General features: G+C 55.5%; 13 protein-coding genes and 3 pseudogenes. 10 read left to right on the plus strand and 6 right to left on the minus strand.

Annotation, left to right across the window (positions count from 1 at the left end):
* Positions 1 to 129: 129 nt before the first annotated feature.
* A complete protein-coding gene (locus tag ACP0GE_RS01020; RefSeq protein WP_424830149.1) occupies positions 130 to 852 on the plus strand; it encodes a response regulator in 723 nt (240 codons plus the stop codon).
* On the opposite strand, the gene ACP0GE_RS01025 is transcribed toward ACP0GE_RS01020, so the two are convergent.
* Positions 849 to 2,243: a sensor histidine kinase gene (locus ACP0GE_RS01025; protein ID WP_424830150.1), complete on the minus strand. Its 1,395-nt coding sequence runs from the start codon at positions 2,241 to 2,243 to the stop codon at positions 849 to 851. The genes ACP0GE_RS01020 and ACP0GE_RS01025 overlap by 4 nt on opposite strands.
* Positions 2,244 to 2,503: 260 nt before the next feature.
* On the opposite strand from ACP0GE_RS01025, the gene ACP0GE_RS01030 reads away from it, so the two are divergent.
* The 7 genes from ACP0GE_RS01030 (at position 2,504) to ACP0GE_RS01060 (ending at position 13,904) form a co-directional block, all read left to right on the plus strand.
* Complete coding sequence (locus tag ACP0GE_RS01030) at positions 2,504 to 4,285, plus strand: type I secretion system permease/ATPase (protein WP_424830151.1); 1,782 nt, start codon at positions 2,504 to 2,506, stop codon at positions 4,283 to 4,285.
* A 38-nt stretch (positions 4,286 to 4,323) separates the two neighbouring features.
* Positions 4,324 to 5,655: an HlyD family type I secretion periplasmic adaptor subunit gene (locus tag ACP0GE_RS01035; protein WP_424830152.1), complete on the plus strand. Its 1,332-nt coding sequence runs from the start codon at positions 4,324 to 4,326 to the stop codon at positions 5,653 to 5,655.
* A gap of 288 nt (positions 5,656 to 5,943) precedes the next feature.
* Positions 5,944 to 6,606: a hypothetical protein gene (locus ACP0GE_RS01040; RefSeq protein ID WP_424830153.1), complete on the plus strand. Its 663-nt coding sequence runs from the start codon at positions 5,944 to 5,946 to the stop codon at positions 6,604 to 6,606.
* A 307-nt stretch (positions 6,607 to 6,913) separates the two neighbouring features.
* A complete protein-coding gene (locus tag ACP0GE_RS01045; RefSeq protein ID WP_424830154.1) occupies positions 6,914 to 9,229 on the plus strand; it encodes a calcium-binding protein in 2,316 nt (771 codons plus the stop codon).
* A gap of 42 nt (positions 9,230 to 9,271) precedes the next feature.
* Positions 9,272 to 10,363 carry an IS630 family transposase gene (locus ACP0GE_RS01050; protein ID WP_424830155.1) on the plus strand — a complete coding sequence of 364 codons (1,092 nt, stop codon included), beginning with the start codon at positions 9,272 to 9,274 and terminating at the stop codon, positions 10,361 to 10,363.
* 101 nt (positions 10,364 to 10,464) lie between these two features.
* Positions 10,465 to 10,974, plus strand: coding sequence for a M10 family metallopeptidase C-terminal domain-containing protein (locus ACP0GE_RS01055; protein WP_424830156.1), 510 nt, complete (start codon positions 10,465 to 10,467; stop codon positions 10,972 to 10,974).
* 353 nt (positions 10,975 to 11,327) lie between these two features.
* Complete coding sequence (locus ACP0GE_RS01060) at positions 11,328 to 13,904, plus strand: hypothetical protein (protein WP_424830157.1); 2,577 nt, start codon at positions 11,328 to 11,330, stop codon at positions 13,902 to 13,904.
* A 301-nt stretch (positions 13,905 to 14,205) separates the two neighbouring features.
* Here ACP0GE_RS01060 and ACP0GE_RS01065 read toward each other — a convergent pair whose 3' ends face one another.
* Both ACP0GE_RS01065 and ACP0GE_RS01070 read right to left on the minus strand, forming a co-directional pair.
* Positions 14,206 to 15,234 (minus strand): bestrophin family protein, encoded by a 1,029-nt coding sequence (locus ACP0GE_RS01065; protein WP_424830158.1) that lies wholly within the window; start codon positions 15,232 to 15,234, stop codon positions 14,206 to 14,208.
* A 324-nt stretch (positions 15,235 to 15,558) separates the two neighbouring features.
* Positions 15,559 to 16,506, minus strand: coding sequence for a DMT family transporter (locus tag ACP0GE_RS01070; RefSeq protein WP_424830159.1), 948 nt, complete (start codon positions 16,504 to 16,506; stop codon positions 15,559 to 15,561).
* Between the two features lie 1,122 nt (positions 16,507 to 17,628).
* Here ACP0GE_RS01070 and ACP0GE_RS01075 point away from each other — a divergent pair.
* Positions 17,629 to 17,814 (plus strand): annotated as a pseudogene (locus tag ACP0GE_RS01075) (integrase); the annotation flags it as partial.
* A 52-nt stretch (positions 17,815 to 17,866) separates the two neighbouring features.
* On the opposite strand, the pseudogene ACP0GE_RS01080 reads toward ACP0GE_RS01075, so the two are convergent.
* Positions 17,867 to 18,511, minus strand: a pseudogene (locus ACP0GE_RS01080) (IS6 family transposase).
* A gap of 175 nt (positions 18,512 to 18,686) precedes the next feature.
* On the opposite strand from ACP0GE_RS01080, the pseudogene ACP0GE_RS01085 reads away from it, so the two are divergent.
* Positions 18,687 to 18,890: pseudogene (locus ACP0GE_RS01085) on the plus strand (DDE-type integrase/transposase/recombinase); the annotation flags it as partial.
* Positions 18,891 to 19,030: 140 nt separating this feature from the next.
* On the opposite strand, the gene ACP0GE_RS01090 reads toward ACP0GE_RS01085, so the two are convergent.
* Together ACP0GE_RS01090 and ACP0GE_RS01095 are read right to left on the minus strand one after the other, a co-directional pair.
* Positions 19,031 to 19,348 (minus strand): MocE family 2Fe-2S type ferredoxin, encoded by a 318-nt coding sequence (locus tag ACP0GE_RS01090; protein ID WP_424830160.1) that lies wholly within the window; start codon positions 19,346 to 19,348, stop codon positions 19,031 to 19,033.
* Between the two features lie 14 nt (positions 19,349 to 19,362).
* Positions 19,363 to 20,190, minus strand: coding sequence for a 3-methyl-2-oxobutanoate hydroxymethyltransferase (locus tag ACP0GE_RS01095; protein WP_424830161.1), 828 nt, complete (start codon positions 20,188 to 20,190; stop codon positions 19,363 to 19,365).

Raw genomic sequence — 20,190 nt, forward strand, 5'->3', positions numbered from 1 at the left:
CAATCCGTCGAAAAGGTTCCCGGGCATACCGAATTCGACTCATGCAACGCTCGTTGGCTGCGTCGTTGACACTGAGTGATGCCCGATGCTGTTATCAAAATGAAAAACTTCTCCTTAGGAGCATACAGAATGAATGAGGCCGCGGACGGGTCTACTGTTATCGACGAACGGATTCTAATCTGTGACGACGATGTGGAATTTGCCGAGAACGTCTGTGTTTTCCTTCGAACCAAAGGCTACCAAATTGATCACGTGCCAAATGTTCCTGCGGCCCGGGAAAAGATAGAATCCGAAGATTATGATCTTTTTCTATTGGATCTCGTTATGCCGGGCACAAACGGGAAAGTGCTGTGTCGAGAGATAGCTTCGCGCCTTGATGCCGGGATCATCATGATCAGTTCGGTTGACGATGATGCGGAACGTATTTCCCTGCTGGAACTGGGCGCGGACGACTACATTATCAAACCCTTCAATGACCTTGAACTTCTGGCGCGTATCCGGGCGCTTATGAGGCGTCGGCAAACAGGCCAGAAAACTCAGAAACGTCTGACCCGATTTGGTCCCTGGGAACTGGTGGAAAACGAGCGGCACCTCAAGCACGATGATGGGCGTGTGATCACTCTGACCTCGAGTGAGGCTCGGGTCATGCGGTTCTTTGTCGAGAATTCGGATGTTCTTTGCACGCGGGAAGACCTTTTGGCGGTCGCGCGTACAAGGCAGCACGGTGGCGCAGGTGACCGCAGCGTCGACGCCTTGATCAAGCGGTTACGATCCAAGATCGAAAGCGATCCGGCCAACCCGGAACATATCCGCACCGTCTGGGGGCAGGGTTACATTTTCCGACCCGGCTAATTGTGCTTGTCAATCGGCAGGAAGACGCTCGCCCTCAGGCCCCCGCCTGCGCGGTTTTCCAAAGACACCGTGCCGCCCTGATCCACAACAATGGTTCTGACAATCGCCAGTCCAAGCCCACTACCGGGGCCCTCAGCGCCAAGCCTTTGGAATGGCTCAAATGCGGTCTCTAACTGCTCGGCAGGGATGCCCGGGCCTTCATCGTCGATCTGAATTGCGGCCATTTCGTCCACTCTGGTCAAGGTAACATTTGTACGCCCGCCGTATTTGACCGCGTTCTCCAGAAGATTTCGCAGAACACGGGTGAGCGCATTATGACGCCCGTTAACTATGGCAGATTGCTCGATGGTGTAGGTCACGTCGCGGCCAGCATCCACCTGCTCTTCCACCAGAGCTTCGATCAATGAGCGCAGATCCAATCGCGCAAGATCTCCATCGTGATGGGTTTCACGATTGAGGTCGGTGACAGAGTTCACAATCTCGCTGAGGGCATCCAACCGGTTGTGAAGCTGCTCTTTGGTGGCTGTTGGCTCCAGCTTCTCGATGGCGTCGTGCATCCGGGCAATCGGCCCTTTTAAGTCATGCCCAAGGCTGCGAAGCAAGGTGGTCTTGTATTCAAGCGCCAGAACAATCCGGGCTTCCATGCGGTTGAACGCGATGATGGTTTGACGGATGTCCGCTGCACCGGTCTCGATCAGCGGGCCGACTTCTTCACCCCTGCCAATCAACTCGGCATTGACGGCCATAGCGCTGAGCGGACGCATGACTTTCTGGATGAGAAATGCGAGAGTGCAAAGCAGGATAAGCGCGACCAGACTGTCGATGGAGCCAACAAAGACAAAAGGCGCTATACTGTTGTTTTTCATCAGCAAATAGCAGTTCAGCCACTCTTCATCATCCTTGAGCCGGACCGAGAAAACACTCACCAGAAACGCGTCGACGCTTTCTGCGTCTAGGGGCGTACCGGAATGGCTCTTGAACAGTTGCAACAGCGCGCTTTGGTCGTGTCTGGCGTCAATGACCGTATCCGCAACGGACAGTTCCGCGACAGCGATCCCGCGGTGTTCCAACCGCGCCATCAGCCAGTCCGCCATGTTCGGGCGATGGCGACCTTTGCCCAGAGCGGCGGCTGCATCCTGCGCACCAACCCTGACACTCCATTCTGCGGGAAAGAAACCAAGCGCTGCTTCGGCGCGGTCGTCAGGCGGTACGCGGGCCAGGGTTGAAACGACCTGAGCGAGAAAGGCATCGCCACGATTTCGGATTTCTTCGGCGCGAGACTCGCGGATCTGGACCATATCGGTGGTAACCGAGAACACGCCGACTATCGCCCAGCTGACGAACACGATGCTCATAACTTGTGTTCGAAGTTTCAGATCATTCCAGCGCATCGCGCTTCGGCTCCCCGTCCCGTCCCCTTGGATAGGACGCTATTTCAATTTCGACTGCTTTCCCAAGCGGAAATTGCATCTGTGACACGGCGGATGTGAGGGGTTTTGGCTCTGGCCGGAAACATGGCTGGGCGTGTGGTTCAGAAACCTGGTCCCGCTAAGGGTCGAAAAGCCAATTGAATCAAAGTGTGACAAAGCCTTGGGGCAATCAAAGCGGGCTCCCACGTATTTCCCACAGACATCATTATTGGAGGCCCGTTATGAATTCGCATTCGTCCGTTCACCCGCAACTCGTCGGCGCGCGTCGCGCACTCCGCGGCAACCTGATCGCCACCGGCGTCTTCAGCGGTGCCGTGAACCTACTGATGCTTACGGGGCCGATTTTCATGCTCCAGATCTATGACCGCGTCATGTCGAGTCAGAGCGTGAATACACTCGTGGCCCTCAGTACGCTTGTCGCTGGTCTGTATCTTTTCATGGCCCTGATTGACGGCGCCCGCACCCGCGTTCTTGTCGCCATGGGGCATCGTTTTGAACAGAGGCTTTCAAAAACCGCGTTCGACTGTTCGCTCGCAGAACCCTCGCTTCATCGCACATCCGGCAACCCGGCGGCGGCCATTCAGGATGTCGAGAAAATTCGTAGCTTCCTGTCGGGTCAGGGTGCGGGTGCACTGTTTGATCTGCCCTGGATCCCAGTTTATCTGGGTCTGGTCTTTGCCATGCATATGTGGCTCGGTCTGGTCGGCGTCGTCGGCGCTGTGGCTCTGATCGCGATCGCGATTATCACCGATATCAAAGTGCGCGCTGCGGCTTGCGTTCAGTCTGAATACGCGGGCAAGCGCAGCCGTCTGGCCGAGGCCAGCCGCCGCAACGCCGAGATGATCCGCGCCATGGGCATGCAGTCCAATCTGGGCCGGACCTGGCAAGATGTGAACGACTTGCATCTTGGTGCAAGCGCCAATGCCGCAACAACGGTCGGCGTTTCAGGCAGCTTTACCAAGGTCTTCCGTCTTGCGCTGCAGTCTGGCGTCCTGGCGGTTGCGGCGTACCTCGCGATTCACGGGCAAATCTCGGCAGGCTCGATTGTCGCCGCTTCGGTCATCATGTCCCGTGGCCTGCAACCCATCGAAACCCTTGTCGGCAGCTGGCGCAGCCTGGTGGCGGCCCGGCAGGCCTGGGCACAGCTGAAGACCACATTGTCGGGTGATGAGGCGGATCATAGAATCTCTCTTCCAAAAGCTCAAAAATCACTGACCGTTGACGGGCTGATCGCTGCCCCGCCGATGGCGACCACCGCCGTTCTCAAAGGCGTTGGTTTCGATATGAAGGCGGGCGAAGCTCTGGCGGTGATCGGTTCAACGGGCAGCGGTAAATCGACCCTCGCCCGCACTTTGGTTGGTGCGTGGTCGGCGGCTAAAGGCAACATCAACCTCGACGGGGTGCCGCTTGATCAATACCTGCCCGAAGAACTGGGTCCGCAGATCGGCTTTCTGCCGCAGGATGTCGAACTGTTTGACGGCACCATAGCCCAGAACATCGCGCGCTTTGATCCCGAAGCGAAAGACGAACAGGTTATTGCCGCGGCCAAGGCTGCCGGTGTCCATGAACTGATCGCCAGCTTCAAAAACGGCTATGCCACGTCGGTGGGCGAGCGCGGAGCGGCCCTGTCTGGTGGTCAGCGCCAGCGTGTTGCTCTTGCCCGCGCATTGTATGGAAACCCCTTTCTGGTGGTCCTGGATGAGCCGAACTCGAACCTGGATGCCGTTGGTGAGGCTGCGCTGAACCATGCGATCCAAGCTGCCAAGGCACGCGGCGCGATTGTCATCGTCATTGCGCATCGGGCCAGCGTGCTGGGTTCGGTCGACAAGATCCTGATCATGGAAGAAGGCCGTGTCGGAGATTTTGGCCCCCGCGCTGAAGTGATGGATCGGTTGCGCCAGCGCAATCAGGCCGCCGCTGCCGCGCAGACGAACCAGAAAACAGTCGAACAATCCCCGCAGGCAGAAGCCGCAGACGCGACGCCAGCCGCTGCAGCAGGCTGAGCTGAGCCTGCATTGAAACCGAATGAATGGAGGAGACCATGAATACCAACCCGAATTCCAACACCCCGACCGAAGGCTTCAAGGACCGTTCCATCCGATCCATCGGATTTGGCCTGGCCGCCATCGCCATACTTGCCATTGGCTTCGGCGGCTGGGCAACGACGGCGCGTATGTCCGGCGCCGTGGTAACAGCGGGCAATGTCGTGGTGTCATCTGACCTGCGCGCCGTACAGCATCCCGATGGCGGCATCGTCGGCGACATCCACGTCAGAAACGGAGATCGCGTTCAGGCCGGAGATGTGGTTCTGAGGCTCGACGACCAGTTGCCGTCGGGAAGTCAGGCGCTGGTCGATGACAGGCTTGTCGCGATTGAGGCGCAACTGGCCCGGCTCACAGCCGAACGGGATGGGTTGGATGATCTGGTATTGTCCGACGAACTCATGTCGCGAGAAGATGAGGCCAAAGTTCAGCGCGCCTTGGCAAGCCAAAGGGCGGTTATGGGCGCACGTCGTCTGTCCCAGGATGGAGAGGTCGCGGCGCTGACCGAGCAGATCACGCAGATCGAACAGGAAATCACCGGCCTCGAAGCGCAGCGCAATGCGGCAGAGGAAGAGATCGAATTGATCGAGCGCGAACTTGCCGGTCAGCAGCAACTGCTGGCAAAGGGCCTGACACCCGAAACCCGCGTGACTGCCCTGAAGCGTCAGCGCAGCGGTCTGGTTGGCAATAGCGGAGGTCTGATCTCGCGCATCGCCGTCGCCCGTGGGCGGATCAGTGAGACACGGATCAACATTCTGCAGCTTGAAAAGACCTTTCGCGAGCAGGTCATGAACGAGATCTCGGCGCTTGAGGTTGAACTGGACGGTCTGAAGGAACGCCGCAGCGCTGCGGAACTGCAACTGGCCCGGGTCGATCTTCGGGCTCCGGCGGATGGGATCGTACACGAGATGATGGTGCATACGGTTGGTGGCGTTGTATCGCCGGGCGAGACCTTGATGCAGATCGTGCCCGAGGGGGACGGTTTGGTCGTGACAGCCAGCGTCATGCCGCAGGACATCAACAATGTTGCAGTCGGGCAATTGGCCAGTGTGGTCATCGCAGCCTTTGACCAGCACATTGTGTCCCGGTTGGATGGCAGCGTCGAGTTTGTCTCGGCTGATCTCAAAACCGATCCGATGACGGGAATGCCGTATTATGAGGCTCGGGTCGCTCTGGACGAAGAGGCCTTTGCGCTGTTGGAAGAGCGTCAGCTCAACCTGCTGCCGGGCATGCCAGCCGAGGTCTATATCGCGACCGGAGAGCGAACCTTGTTCGAGTATCTGATCGACCCGCTCAGCAAGCAGATCCGAACGACCTTTCGCGAGGTTTGATCGGTTTGCCCAGACGGCACTAGCCGCAGACCAAAAGACATGACCAGCGCCAGAAATGGCGCTGGTTTTTTGCAATCTGACAGTTGGTAAAATTCAAAACGATCTTGCGTGTTTCCGCGGATTCAAATCACATATCCTGAGGCAGTTTTTGTCATACTTTGTAACATTTTACGCCCCTTTCCCGCATTGCAACGACGGGCCGGAATAACCACCTTTTTATCATGCCCGAGGAGGAAGTTTTCAACATTTTCTGGGTGTCAAACAACGTGTGAAACAAGGAGAAATACTATGACAAATGTAACCGATACGCGCTTCGAATCTGCCAACGACGATGTCATCGCCGTGCCCCCGATCATGCCCTTTCCCAAGTGCGGCACCGAAGTGCCGAACGATGGCGAAGATCTGGTGGCCGTAAACCCGCTGCCCTTTGGTGCGGTGCCTGCCGCAGAAGATGGCGATCTTACCGCCGTATCTCCGATCATGCCTGACCCGAGATGCGGGACCGAATTTCCGCAGGACGGCGAAGACCTGGTCGCGGTGAACCCTCTGCCTTACGGTGCGGTTCCTGCCGGTCAGGGTGATGATCTGGTCGCGGTAGCGCCTCTGCCATTTGGCGCAGTTCCTGCCGGCGAAGGTGACGATGTCACTGCGGTTTCCCCGATCATGCCTGATCCGCGCTGCGGCACTCCGGTGCCTCAGGACGGTGAAGATCTGGTTGCGGTGAACCCGCTGCCTTTTGATCCGATCGTTCTGGACCAGGGTGACGACGTGATTGCCGTACCCCCGATCATGCCTCTGCCCAAATGCGGCACCGAGGTTCCGGAGGACGAGATGGAGCTGACGGAAATGGCGCCTCCGCCGCTGTGCGAAATCGTTCCGACTGCGGGCGGTGAAGACATCTGCGGAACCCCCGTTCCGACCGATAGTTTCTTTGTCGATCTGGTCGCCTAAGTGGGGCGAAACTCAGCGATCATCCATCGCTGCTTAACCAAAATCCGGGCGTCTTTGTTCCTTTCGAAAATGACGCCCGGGCACCCAAATGGAAAAATGAGCTTACCGGCTGGGGCCAGAAACGGCGCCAGCCGGGTGCTTTGTTTTCTAATGCTTTGATTTCTATTTTTGTCATACTTTGTAACAACTTAGGTTACATTTCCCTGTTGAGATCAATGGCCTGAAAAACCACATCTTTCCTATGAACTGCGATGCGTATGGGCCCGATACCCGGGCAATGACCATCCAGAAAACAGGAGGAAAGAAAATGAAACATGTCAGCAAATCGAAATACCAGCCCAACTCGACAGATACGATCAACATATCCGTTGGCCTTGGAGAATCGGACGACGATCCTATCGTGATTCCGCCGGTAAGCCTGTTGTCAGAAGATAGCCTCGAACCGCAGGTTTATGTGTCGGAGAGTGCCGCCACTGAAGAGGTGGAAGAGACCGTACTCAGCAATAAACCTGACATTCCGGTTTGGACTGGCGGGAAATCACCCGGCGATGGTCACTCCGGTTGGTGGGACAAATACGGAACACACCTGCATGACACCAGCGGCACTTACGTCGGCCGCGATGTCAAAGCCCGCGGTGAATACAAAATGGCCGATGGCGAGGTGAGCTTTGAGAACCTGATGAGCCGCATTTCAAGCGGACCAAGCAAAGGCACCTATTTGTACACCCGTATCGAAGGGAATGACGGCGATAATGTCATCCACGGCTGGAACCCTGAGAACTGGGATAACTATGATGGGGGCAGCTCTATCAAGAACTACTATTCCAACTATCATCATCGTGACAACATCTCGGGCGGTGACGGGGATGATACCATCATCGCCTACCGAGGGAACGATCAGTTGTTCGGCGATGGCGGTAATGATGTGATCTATGGTGGCGGTGGCCACGATTATATCGATGGTGGTGAAGGTAACGACCAGCTGTTCGGCGAATCCGGCAATGACAAGATCATCGGCGGCGGCGGCAAGAACATCCTTGTTGGCGGCGAAGGCGATGACATCCTGATTGCAGGGAATGAAGGTGATAAACTGTTCGGTGGTACGGGCAACGACCTTCTTGTTGGTGGAGACGGTGATGACATCCTGTTCACCGGGCATATCGACGAAACCTCTGCCGACACACTTTACGGTGGAAAAGGGGCCGACACGTTCGTCATAGGCTCTGTGCCTGAACCAACAACTCATGATCCCAACCATAACCAATCGAATGGTCTGGGCGAAGAGTGGCTTGAAGAGGCAGGCAATCTGGCACTCGCCAAGATGCTGCCGGGTGCGAAACTGTTCATCAACCTCGCCAGGAGTTTGATCGACGGGATCAAGAACATGTTCAAGACGGAGGAGCAGGTTGTCGAAACCGTCAATCCGCCGAAGGTGTCGCTGGTCGAGATCCTCGACTTTAATCCGCTGGAAGACAAAATCATTGTACCCGTCAACGTGGAGGGGCCAGTAACGCTTGACCTTCAGGCGTCGATCGTTGATGGCGCGGCATTCGATCTGGTCGCGCTTGATCCGGCCGACAACAAGTTCAAGGTGATTGCAACGTTCTACTGGGATGAGGCGTCGAACATCTTTCCGGATGCGACAAGTATCTCGCCGCAGAACGCGGATGCCTTCATTCAGCGGTTGAAAGAAACCGCTCTGATCACCGGGCCGGATGGTGCGCATTATGGTCTGGGCCAAAAGATCGACCTTGGACTGAGCAGCGAAGACCTTGCGGGCCTTGGAACCAGCAAGTTCGTTACATTCGGGGCGTTCGGCGGTGTTTCGATGGTCGGCTTTCACGACGAGGATCGCCAAATGGGAACAAACCACAATGACGTTCTGCAGGCCTATACGTCCGAGCGCGATACCCACGGCGGAAACGAGGCCGAAATCCGTAATGACGGCAATGATGTTCTCTACGGCTTTGGCGGTGACGATATCATGGCTGGCGGCGGCGGCTTCAACAAGCTGTATGGCGGCGAAGGCAATGACACAGCCTGGTATGGAGACAGCCTGAGCGGCATCTATGTCGACATGAACAACACGTCGGAAGATGCCAGTGGTGAATACTACTGGGCCTGGCATGGTAACAGTGCCACTCCGTTCGACCTGCATGACGATATCCGCAACAAGGAAGGCTACGACCTGCTGTGGAGTGTCGAAAACATCTATGGCAGCAACCATAACGATGTGATCATCGGCGACGACGGCGACAATGTGTTCACCTCAGGCGATGGCGAAGACGTGCTGACGGGTAATGGCGGAGCCGACACCTTCATTCTGAATGGAGGCGAGAACACGATCACCGATTTTGACGCCAGCGAAGGCGACCGGATCGAGATCGACCTCGACGCCTATGGGATGACCGGCTGGTTCGATCTGGATCACCGCATCGAAAACGGTCAGATCGTGCTGTTCAACAAGCTGACAGACGACATCATCGTGCGCTATGACGATGACGGAAACGGTTTTGACCCGTCCTACATCGATCTGCGTAGCCTGGTTGGCAACGACAAAGACGGCTATCAGGTTGTCTATGAGCCTCCATTTGGCGCGAACACGCTAGTGTTCCCCACCTGACGTAGGATTCCGATCTGCGGCTTTGTGTGTCACTGTTGTGTCATGAGACGCGATGACATTTGCCTTTATCTGTGCCCCGACGACCGAGCCGAATTGCAAGCCCTTGTTGCCAACCGTAACACCCCGCGCAAGCTGGTCTGGCGTGCCGAGATTGTGCTGGCGACGGTGGACGGGCACGGCACCTTCGAGATCATGCGGCGTTCGAAGACGTCGAAGCCCACGGTTTGGCGCTGGCAGGCGCGCTATCTCGATGAGGGTGTGGAGGGGCTCAAGCGCGACAAGACCCGGCCCTCGCGGGTGCCGCCCCTGCCACGGGAGATACGCCTGAAAGTGATCGCCAAGACGGTGCGGGAGAGCCCGCCGAATGCGACCCACTGGAGCCGTTCGACCATGGCTGCGGCGGTGGGGATTTCGCCGTCGAGCGTCGGGCGCATCTGGGCCGAGGCCGGTCTGAAACCGCACCTGACGAAGGGCTTCAAGGTGTCCAACGACCCGATGTTCGAAGAAAAAGTCACCGACATCGTCGGGCTTTACCTCGATCCGCCGGAGCGGGCGGTGGTGCTGTGCGTGGATGAGAAGTCGCAGATACAGGCGCTGGACCGGACCCAGCCGGGATTGCCGCTCAAGAAAGGCCGGGCCGCGACGATGACCCATGATTACAAGCGCCACGGCACGACCACGCTGTTCGCCGCGCTCGACGTCAAATCCGGTGTGGTCATTGGCGAGTGCCTGCCGCGCCACAGGGCCAAGGAGTTCCTGAAGTTCCTGCGCCGCATCGACCGCGCAGTCCTCAAGCCTCGCGACATCCATATCGTGCTCGACAACTACGCCACCCACAAAACGGCCGAGGTGCAGGCATGGCTAGCGAAGCATCCACGTTTCCATCTGCATTTCACGCCGACCAGCGCGTCCTGGCTGAACCTCGTCGAACGCTTCTTCGCCGAAATCACCTCGAAACGCATCCGACGCGGCAGCTACACCAGCGTCGGTGATCTGGAGACCGCCATCTACGACTACCTGCTGCAGCACAACGCCAAGCCCAAGCCATTCGTCTGGACAAAAACCGCCAACGATATCCTCACACGAGAACGCCGGGCTCTCGAAATCCTCGATGAAATCCGCGGAAACAGGTAGCAAGTGTCAGACTCGGAACACTAGAGTGGTTCGAGAAGTACGGCAACAAGATCAACGTCGAAACTGGCGAGACCGGTCATGGTACCGATAGCTGGGACTATATGGTCGGAGGTGATGGCAACGATCTGACCAGCCTCTATGGTGGTGCCGGAGACGACTATCTCATCGGGGGTGGCGCTTCACTCACCACACTTGATGGAGGTGAGGGGAACGACATCCTCTTGATCCGCAAGGGTGCATTGGTCACCAATGCGTATGGCGGAGATGGAGATGACGTGATCATCCTCGATGCGGATCAATCGACCGAGGCAGGTTATGCTGGCCTATTCGGCGGTGAAGGCAGCGATACTTTTGTCATCACAGGTCCGGGCAGCCAGTATGGCGGTCAGGTGATCCGGGACTTCGAGGCCAATGACTCGATTGTCATCGATCTGGAAGGGTTCGGCATCTCATCTCTGGATCAACTTCAGATCGAATGGATGGGAAACACACACTGGATCAAGGCCAACGGCCAAAAGGTCATCAGTGTTCAGGGTGTTGATGAGCATTATGATGTCATGCAGCACATCAGTGAACTGACGGCTCAGCAGTCGCAGGACTGGAGTCTGTGATCATCGCCTGACTAACGAAAACGCCTCAGCCGGTCTGGATCGGCTGAGGCTTTCTTAACAATTCGATCCGGCAATGATGCAAAGTTAATAATTGCGGCATTCCAATTTTGGCGAAGACCCGCGCAACTGCGCCGATCTCTTGCTCAAACCCCGCTATAACCCACTGACCTACGGCGTTTTTATGCGCAGCATTGGTCACAATCTGAGCCCGTATCCGCGCAGATTAATTCGTTAATGAACTCTTAACCTATCCCGAGCTTCTGACTTGTTACCCAAGTTGGGCCCGACGTGAACGGGCTACGAAAGCCGCGAATTGTCGGCTTGTACAAAGACAAGATGGGAGTCTGTTTCTGATGAGTAATGGAACATATGAAGAATTTCGCGACGCCCTGCGCGCGTTTGAATCCGGCTGGGACCGAGAACGCTATGACGCGGGCGTCATTCAGGATTGGCAGCTTAACCAATGGGCCGGTGGCGAAGTCACCGAATTTTACCCCGGATATTCCAGCTGGTCAGATCTGAACAGTGACGAGTGGGACGCCATGTCCTATCGCTCGATGAACTCATTGGGTTTTGTCGGCTATCAGTTTGGTGAGGCATTGCTGATCGACCTGGGGTATTACACCGATGACGTCTACTACGGAAACGGCGCTGCGTCGAACACTTGGGACGGGACCTGGACCGGGAAGAACGGGGTCAATTCTCTGGCGGATTTCACTACCGCCCAAGCGCAGGAACGCGCCATACAGGAAGCCTTCGGATATAACCTTCAGGTCATTGAAACCGGGCTGGGATATCAGGGGGAAAGCCTGTCGGACTATATCGGCACAACCCGCACCTATTTGGAGAATGGTCAAGAAGTGTCCGTGACCCTCAGCCTGACAGGCATCATGGCCGCTGCCCATCTGCGCGGCGCTTGGGGCACGTTGTCACTTCTTCAGGGCGGGAACGTGTCTGTCGATGAATACGGCACGTCGATCTTGCGCTATATTTCGCAGTTCGGTGGCTATGACGCGCCTTCGATAGACGATGCGATCAAGGTTTACACGGTCGGTATTTTGCCAACGGACTCCGGAGGAGGCACCGATACCGGCGACACGTCTCCGCCGGTCGTTCCGCCGACCACGCCCCCTGCTCCGACTGAGCCGACCGGCAATGGCACTGCCGACACCACCGAGAACACCGCCGATGTGGTGATCACATGGGCCTGGGGCACCAACGCCATGATTTCCGATTTCAACCCGGCGACCGATACGATCTTTATCTCGTGGGTCGGCGCTGACGCACTGGATGTCAGTGAGGTGAATGGCTCGGTCGTGTTCGCCATCCCGTCGAACAATCAGACCACAACACTTAGCGGCGTCACCTTCGCCGACCTGAGTGCTGCAAACTTCACCATTCTGGACGATACCGCAGCGACCGAGGTGCTGAGCCTTGTGGGGGCCGGCGTCACCCCACCGGGCGGAAGTGGCCACGGCGGTGGCAACGGCCATCAGCATATGCATATTGTCCTGAGCCTTGCCAGTGCAGCCCAGGTCATAGACGGGTTCATGCCGGCGATGGGCGATGTCATCGAAATCGGCGCGGATATCACGGCCGAGGACTTCTCCATTTTTGAAGAAAGCGGGGATGCGCTTGGACAGACTGTTCGCATTGAAGTAACCGAGGGCAATGTCACCAAACAAATTGTGTTTACAGGTTTTGGCTTGTCCGATCTGTCGGTCAGCAACTTCTCAATTACGGATCAGGCTGTGCTAAACGAAGTATCTTCAGCCCTGGGACAGGTCGTCGTTACTCCGGGTGCCGGTGAAGGGTATGCGCTCAGCTACGATGCAGATGGATCAAATCCACCTGTGACCACCGGGACCACAGATGCGGGCGGTTCCAAATACCGGGCCGACAGCAATGCCGATGACATAACCGGGTTCCGCCCTGGCGTGGACGAACTGGATTTCGGCGGCACCTCCGTTCACGGCATGATTGTCACCAAATCCGAGGCCGGAGAGATCGTCATTGACAGCCCGTGGTCAGACGCGGCGCAAATCGTGCAAGGCGTCACTTTCCAGGACGTGACCATCGACGGCTTCGGTGTGGTTGGCAACGAACATTTCCGTCAGGATATGGGTGGCGTCGTCAGTTGGGAGCAAGGCGTAGGGCCCCGTGAAGCCGACACCATCTATGTTCGCAGTCACGAATACGGCGTGCACGAGGTCATAGATGGCTTTGATCCGTCTACAATGAAGATCAGCTTTTTGTATTTCGGAACCCGCGAACGCCTCAGCGTCGAGGATAGTGCCGAGGGATTAGTCATCTCGTCCCTGCCGACTGGACAAAGCCTCACTCTGACAGATGTAACCAAGGCTGACTTGGTGCCCGGTCTGGTCGAATTCCATTTCGATCAGGTGATGGAGGATAACCTTGAGGTGCCCTTTGGCTTTGATCAGAACGATGTAACACTAGTAGACCGCACAATGCTGCTGACACCCGAAGCTCCGGCAGGAGCGACAACCGATGGCCATCAGACCAGAACAGGAGACTTGAAGGGCGGATCTACCCAGCCGGACAGCGGGGGTACGACAACCGATCCGGATGAAAATTCAACCCCGGACGTTGAGATATTTGGAGCACGGGCCGATTTGGCCGAGCTGACCTGGAACTGGGGCGCCAAATCTCAGATTTCTGGCTTCGATCCCGCTGAGGACGTTATCGACTTTAACGCGTTGAGCGAGCGTGATGTGTCAGTCACCGAAGTCGAAGGTGATCTGGTCTTTGAAGTCATCGGTAACGGCGGCCATACAATGACGCTTCAGGACATTCAGGCCGAAGATCTGGACCTGAACAATCTGACGGCGGATGTCTGGAATACAATCACCGAGGCAGAGAGCGCCTTGACGCTTCAACTCGAAACGCTCGGAATGTCCATCGCCTGAGGTGAATTTGCAATTGTTACTCGGCCTGCGCTGAGGTCGAGTAACATAAGGATTTCCTTGCCAGTGCAATTTCAATCCGAAACGCTTTGCAACGAAGAAGGATCTGAAGGTGCTGTCCAATCTCTCTTCTAAAGCAGATTGACGCGATTTGATGCTGCACGCCATTTTGGGCGTTGGATTGGGAGAGGTTATACTTGGTGACAGTGTCACCGCCGCAGATCTGGTCCAGAACCTTGTTCAGTTCGGGCCGCTTACGCTTCGATGCTCTGATCTTGTAAGGAAAACGGCCACTAGACCCCGGTTAATATAAAGATTGATCTATTGGCTCCGCAGGTTTGGGTGGAACTCCACAACTAGCCATCTGCCTAAGATCAATTTCGATGGACCGACATAAGGCCGAAATAGGAACATCGGTCACGTCACCCTCGAACGGATCTTCCATTGAAGCACTAACGCGTTCGGTCACAAAAAAAATCCAGCAGACCAAGGCACCGATCGGGGCAAGCGTAAGCCAGTCGATTATGATTGTTGAGAAGGTCGACGTTTCCATGCCTGAAACGACTGAGGGCTTGTCGCTAAACGCCAGTGGGAGCAGAAAGATGAAAATCCAGCTGAAAATGCGTCCGACCTCAGCAACTTGACGCGGGAACGGGGTATTTTTGATACGCTCACATTGACCTTGCGCGTTCGTGAAACGGGAAAGCCGACCCATTAACGCCACGTGCCAATATGAATCTATCGTGCCTTCGCGTGCCATATCCGACAATTTCTGAGCCTGAATATTCAGCAGATTTATTGCTCGGTTGGATTTTCCCTCGAGTTTAGGCAGATCTTGTTCCAGTTGGCTGGAACGCCAGCATTCTTGTTTTTGATGCAGTTCTTCTCGGTTTGACAGTTGGGAGTAGCCAAACATCCAAGGCCTATTTGATCGCCCGTTCGGTGCTGGCTGACGCAGTTGAAAGGCTAGCATATTGAGCCAGGCAATATGTCTTTCGATCAACTCGCGGCGCAAGTCAGGGTCGATCGGAGACCCATTCGGTTGCACCAGATTTCCGATTGTTTGGCCCCAATCCCGGCTGGCATTAACAATGTCGCCCCATAACACACGCGCTTCGCTCCATCGCCCATACGCAGACGTGTTTTTGAATCCAAGGAAAAAAGCCACCGTCAATCCAAGCATTGTGACGGGAGGACTTGGGTTCGAGATCAAGTTTACCGGAGTAAACTCGTCAATCATTTCCACCACTAATATCCAAGCCAGAACAATGCAGATAAACTTGGCGGATCCCCGAACTAACTTTCGAACCGTAATTCCATCGTGAAGTATCATAGCTGACGTAACTTGATGCTGGGTGATATTTGAAAGTTTGAACTCAGACCTATCCACTAGATCTGAGTTTTATGAATCCCTTGGTGATGGGCAAAATCAACTTCAGATGAAGCTGCCCCGCAAATTTACTGCTTGGCTGCGGCTTTGTGGCACAAAATTGCTAAACAATCATCGGCTGGAAAAAGTAGCGTTCATTTCTACCGGAAAACCTTTGGACACCTGTCAAAGCGGGTTCCGACGCAAATCTAAATGTCCGCAATGTGGACGCAACCGCAGAAATGGCGGCGCTGTGTCGAGTGATCGCTTAGGGCCGGGCGTGTAGCCTTAGATTGGAGGTACGGCACGCACGGCGACCAACTGTCTGGCGGCCACCCTTTCGCGATGTATCATGTACAGCCCCGCACTGATGATGATCGCAATGCCAAGCAGGCTAAGCGTGTTCGGGAAGTCATTGAAGACAAGATAGCCGAACAAGGTCGCGACCGGGAGCTCAAAATACTGCAGCGGTGCCAGCGTGGCGGAAGGCGCAAAAGACAGCGCATAGGTCATCATCATGTGGCTCACCGTCGCAAAAAAGCCAGCGCCCAAAAGCCACAACAACGCGATGTCTGTCGGCCAAACGGGATCAAACAAATCAGAGCCGGAACCTTGCGCAACAATTAGAGCTGGAATGCAAAACAGGCTGGCGATCAGGCCGGTGTGGAATTGTAGGGTCACAGGGTGCACCCGACGCGACAATCCCCGGGTCAAAAGAATGTAGAAAGCGAAGGCAACTGCCGTGCCAAGCGGAATAATGGCAACCGCGCCGAAAGCTGCGAAACTGGGCTGGATGACGAACAACACCCCGACAAACCCCACAAGCGCCGCGCCAACGCGACGCGGGCCGACGTCTTCACCAAGATAGAACTTGCCGACCAACAAGACGATGAACGGGGCAACGAACACGATTGCCAGCGCATCGGCAAGGGGCATCACCCGGATTGCGGCAATGAAGCAAAATGTTGCGAACACCAACAGCAATGAGCGGAAAACCAGCACCATCACCTGACCTTTCGCCACGCGCACCGACAGTCCCATTATCCAGATGAAAGGCGCCATCAACGCGCATTGCACCACAAACCGAGCAGCCGTAATCTGCCCGACTGGCACACTGGTCGACGCGAGTTTCGCAGACACATCCAGCAAAGGAGCGGTTAGGCAAAACCCCAGCATCAGCGCAACGCCGACAAGGGTGCGATCCGGCGATTGAGGTATGGGTTCAGCAGAGGTCATCGTTTCATTTAGAGATGTCGCCAAATGCGTGTCTGTTCTCAATACGACCACAGGCAAAAGTCTCGCAATCCACGAGTTCAGGTTGAATTGGATATAGCGCTCGCGATGAATGTCTCCTCTGAAGGGCCGCACAGCCGCATCAGGTGGCCGGGCCAAAGGGCAGCTAACACGACACGAATTGCTCCAAGGTAGTTGCCCCTGATCTGTTTAACACGCTCGGGTGAGAGGATGTCGCCAATTTCCATTATCTCATCGAGATGCGGAAACCCTTGCATGGCGTCAAAAGCGCGACTTTGACGTCGGGCATGGTCCTCAAGTATAGCCGAGATTGTTGGACTGTATTCGGTTGCTACTTAGCTTCAGTGAGCGCGTGAATGATACAAGCCCCTTGAGACGTATTTTCCCCGTCTGCCAGTAAGGCCAGCTCTGCAGCTCTCTTAGACTTTGATGACTGGAGTTTGGCTTTGGCTTCGGGCGAGAGCAAGGCAACCATGCACTCAGCCAGTAATTGGTTTTGATTGTCAGTCATGTCACTACGCGACATGTATTTCACATAGCTGTCTGTTGCCAGCTGGTCTGCGGACACAATTTTTGCCTGTATCAACAGGAGCAAGCAGATAGCAGCCAACCTCACTAGTCTCACTGTTTATAAGTCCTTGTCCGTTGATTGAGCTTTGGCAGATGCAAGTAGAAATCGCGCATCGGTGTACAGAACCTCTCGGACCTGGCGCCAAATAGGGCACACTTGTAATCGGCGACCAGCTTTTCGTATCCTTCTCTGGCCGTTCTGAAAGAAGTGATCAGCCTGAACACTTCGCAAAGCGTCCTGCCCAAGAGCCCCAATATTTTGGTTCAATAAAACGGGATCTGTTGAGAAGTTTTGGTTGGATGAAGAGAGAGCGTTGTAGCAGCAGGTTTGAGAGGTCAGTTCACGCCCGGACTCTGTCCCTTTCAAGAATTCAGAGAACTGCTCGCATAACAAAGCAGGTCAGATGTATTTCTCTGAACTTCGGTAAACTTCGCAACTGACAATCGGACTGCGGCCATCCAAACCGACGGTAATATTCAGGCGTCGGCGCGGTGCTGATGTCTGGGCTTGGTGGGAGGATTGGAGGGAAAACCATGCCAAGAGTCCAACTTCCCGCTGTCACCCCGAAACGAAAAGCATGGAACAAGGGCCGGATCATCGGCCAGAAACGACCACTGTGGCCGAAACAGGTCTGGGCGATCCGCGCGCGGCTCGAACTGGCAGACAACCTGCGCGATCTTGCATTGTTCAACGTGGCGATTGATAGCAAGCTTCGTGGGTTTTGTTGCAAAGATCTGAGCCCGTTGAGTTGTTTCAGCAATCGCTTGTGAGTCAGGTGGCGAGTTCAGCGAACTGCTGAAATGGACAGAGGCCGGGCGTGATTTGACCCTTGCGGATCATGTGTGCCACTTCTATTCCGTCGAGCGTTGCCGCCGCTGATGCAAAGGCCTTGAACCCCAGCATTGGCCGCGTGCGTCTCTTGATGAAGCGATGGTCTTGTTCCACGATATTATTCAAATACTTCCGCCTGATCATCTCGATTGGGATCGGGCAGCCAAAACCTTTCAGCATTTTGTTGATTGCTTTGATACCGGCTGTGTTCGCACCGCTCTTGTCGATGACGACCTTTCGTGGAATGCTATTGCATTCAAGCATTCGAGCGAAGAATTTCGTAGCGGCAGGTTTGTTCCGACGTCCTGAAAGCATGAAATCCAGTGTCTTACCGTGTTTATCTACTGCTCGGTAGAGATAGACCCACGCACCTTTAACTTTGATGTAAGTTTCGTCCATTCTCCACGAACGATCACATGGCCCTTTGCGGTGAAGTGCTGCTTCAGCGATTGCACCAGAATATCGTGTTACCCATCAGTTTAGCGTGGTGTGGTCCACTGAAACACCGCGCTCGGCCATGATTTCTTCAAGGTCACGGTACAACACGCCGTATCGAAGGTAGAAGAACACAGCAAAGAGGATCACATCCTTAGGGTATTGCGCGCTATTGCGTGCCTTTGAAGGAGATCATGAGCTGGCTTTCGACTAGTTGGGACCGAAAGCCATCCACACGCTAAACTCAAGCGCGTCAACAGCCAAAACTTTGCAACAGAGCCACAAGATGCTTGCGGGTTTTGGCTGCCCCATCCCGATCGAGATGGTCAGGCGGAAATATCTGAACAACATGGTAGAACAAGACCATCGTTTCATCAAAAGGCGAACTCGCCCGATGCTCGGTTTCAAGAGCTTTGCCTCAGTTGCAGCAACACTTGCTGGCATCGAGGCGTCACACATGATCCGAAGAAAGGGCCAATTCTCGCTCGGATTCTGTCCGTTTAAACAATTTGCTGCACTGCCAGCCTAACTTCGTTCCGATCGCCAAGACAGTCCGGTAAGTTCAAAACTCTGCAACAAAGCCAGGGCGGGTTTCAGACCTAACCCACTATCATCAGGCGGTGGCGATGGGTCTTTCCTAGGTCCGGCTAACTTTTCACTGTCTGGCGCTCAAGAAGTGCTCAGTTGAACCAGGATTCGCCCGTTCTCTTCGCGTGTCGGATAGCATTTCAGATCAACACAGACAGGCGCGGACAAAGCTTTGCCGGTTTCGATATTGAACCGACCTTGATGCAGCGGGCATTCGATCACCATGCCGGTAACTAGACCATCCTCAAGATGCTGTTCTTCATGGGTGCAATGCCCGTCCGTAGCAAAGTACCCTTTTTCAGTGTTGTAGATGGCATAGGTTTTTCCGCCATGATCCCAGCGGATCAGATCTTCTTCGTCGATGTCATCCGCTGCGCAGGCATCAATCCAGTCGGCCATGAGGTTATTCCTTGTTATTGGGTTGATTGGGCAAGATGTTCGCGAAATGCGTCCAGCTCAGCCGGTTTCATTGAGATCGATTCTGACGGGCCGGGATAGGTCCGGTCTCGAACCGCAGCGCGAAACTGATCGAGCGACGAGCCGCGCTCATTTACGATCTGTGTCCGCAAGCTTTGCAGGCCACCAAAAGCCCTTGCATGGCGAGGTGGGTTTGGCGTGTCGCCGCATATATCTTCCATGAAGCAGAATATCACGTCACCCGCAGGCCCTGATCCAATCGAATGGGTGATCAGCCCGGTGCGTTGTGTGATCTCTTCAAGGGCAGGGGCGGCGACGCATTCGACCTCAACGGCGTATGCTCCCGCGTCTTCGAGGCGGCGGAAATCGTCAAACAGGCGGATTGCCTCTTCGGCGGTTTTGCCAACCGCCCGCAGCCCGCCAATCCGGGTGGAAAGACGCGGCACAAGGCCAAGATGCCCTTGAACACACAGACCTTCAGCGACCAGCATCCGTACAACATCCAAACCGCGCGCGGTATAGACCGCATCCGCCCCGGCTTCGGCAGCCTTGATGGCAGCCCGCAGGATTTCCTCATTGGTCGCGTAGGCCGTCATGCCAAGACCGGCGATCACGAAGGTGTTTGGGGCGGCCTGTCGGACAACCTCGGTATCGCTGTCCCAGATCGAGATCATGTCGATCCCGTTCTGTTCACACGCGGCGGCTTCGTCTGCATCGGTGGCTGAGACCTGAGTGAACTGCGTGTTGCCCTTTGCGGCGATGATATCGGCGACGGTCAGATTGCGATCCGCAGGCTGACCGCCATAGGTGTAAATCCGTTTCAT

The sequence above is a fragment of the Ruegeria sp. genome (assembly GCF_965243365.1).
GTDB lineage: Bacteria > Pseudomonadota > Alphaproteobacteria > Rhodobacterales > Rhodobacteraceae > Ruegeria.

Excerpts from the sequence above, each read along its gene's own strand:
- ACP0GE_RS01020 (WP_424830149.1), top strand. The coding sequence starts at position 130 with ATGAATGAGGCCGCGGACGGGTCTACTGTTATCGACGAACGGATTCTA.
- ACP0GE_RS01025 (WP_424830150.1), bottom strand. The coding sequence starts at position 2,243 with ATGCGCTGGAATGATCTGAAACTTCGAACACAAGTTATGAGCATCGTG.
- ACP0GE_RS01030 (WP_424830151.1), top strand. The coding sequence starts at position 2,504 with ATGAATTCGCATTCGTCCGTTCACCCGCAACTCGTCGGCGCGCGTCGC.
- ACP0GE_RS01035 (WP_424830152.1), top strand. The coding sequence starts at position 4,324 with ATGAATACCAACCCGAATTCCAACACCCCGACCGAAGGCTTCAAGGAC.
- ACP0GE_RS01040 (WP_424830153.1), top strand. The coding sequence starts at position 5,944 with ATGACAAATGTAACCGATACGCGCTTCGAATCTGCCAACGACGATGTC.
- ACP0GE_RS01045 (WP_424830154.1), top strand. The coding sequence starts at position 6,914 with ATGAAACATGTCAGCAAATCGAAATACCAGCCCAACTCGACAGATACG.
- ACP0GE_RS01050 (WP_424830155.1), top strand. The coding sequence starts at position 9,272 with ATGAGACGCGATGACATTTGCCTTTATCTGTGCCCCGACGACCGAGCC.
- ACP0GE_RS01055 (WP_424830156.1), top strand. The coding sequence starts at position 10,465 with ATGGTCGGAGGTGATGGCAACGATCTGACCAGCCTCTATGGTGGTGCC.
- ACP0GE_RS01060 (WP_424830157.1), top strand. The coding sequence starts at position 11,328 with ATGAGTAATGGAACATATGAAGAATTTCGCGACGCCCTGCGCGCGTTT.
- ACP0GE_RS01065 (WP_424830158.1), bottom strand. The coding sequence starts at position 15,234 with ATGATACTTCACGATGGAATTACGGTTCGAAAGTTAGTTCGGGGATCC.
- ACP0GE_RS01070 (WP_424830159.1), bottom strand. The coding sequence starts at position 16,506 with ATGACCTCTGCTGAACCCATACCTCAATCGCCGGATCGCACCCTTGTC.
- ACP0GE_RS01090 (WP_424830160.1), bottom strand. The coding sequence starts at position 19,348 with ATGGCCGACTGGATTGATGCCTGCGCAGCGGATGACATCGACGAAGAA.
- ACP0GE_RS01095 (WP_424830161.1), bottom strand. The coding sequence starts at position 20,190 with ATGAAACGGATTTACACCTATGGCGGTCAGCCTGCGGATCGCAATCTG.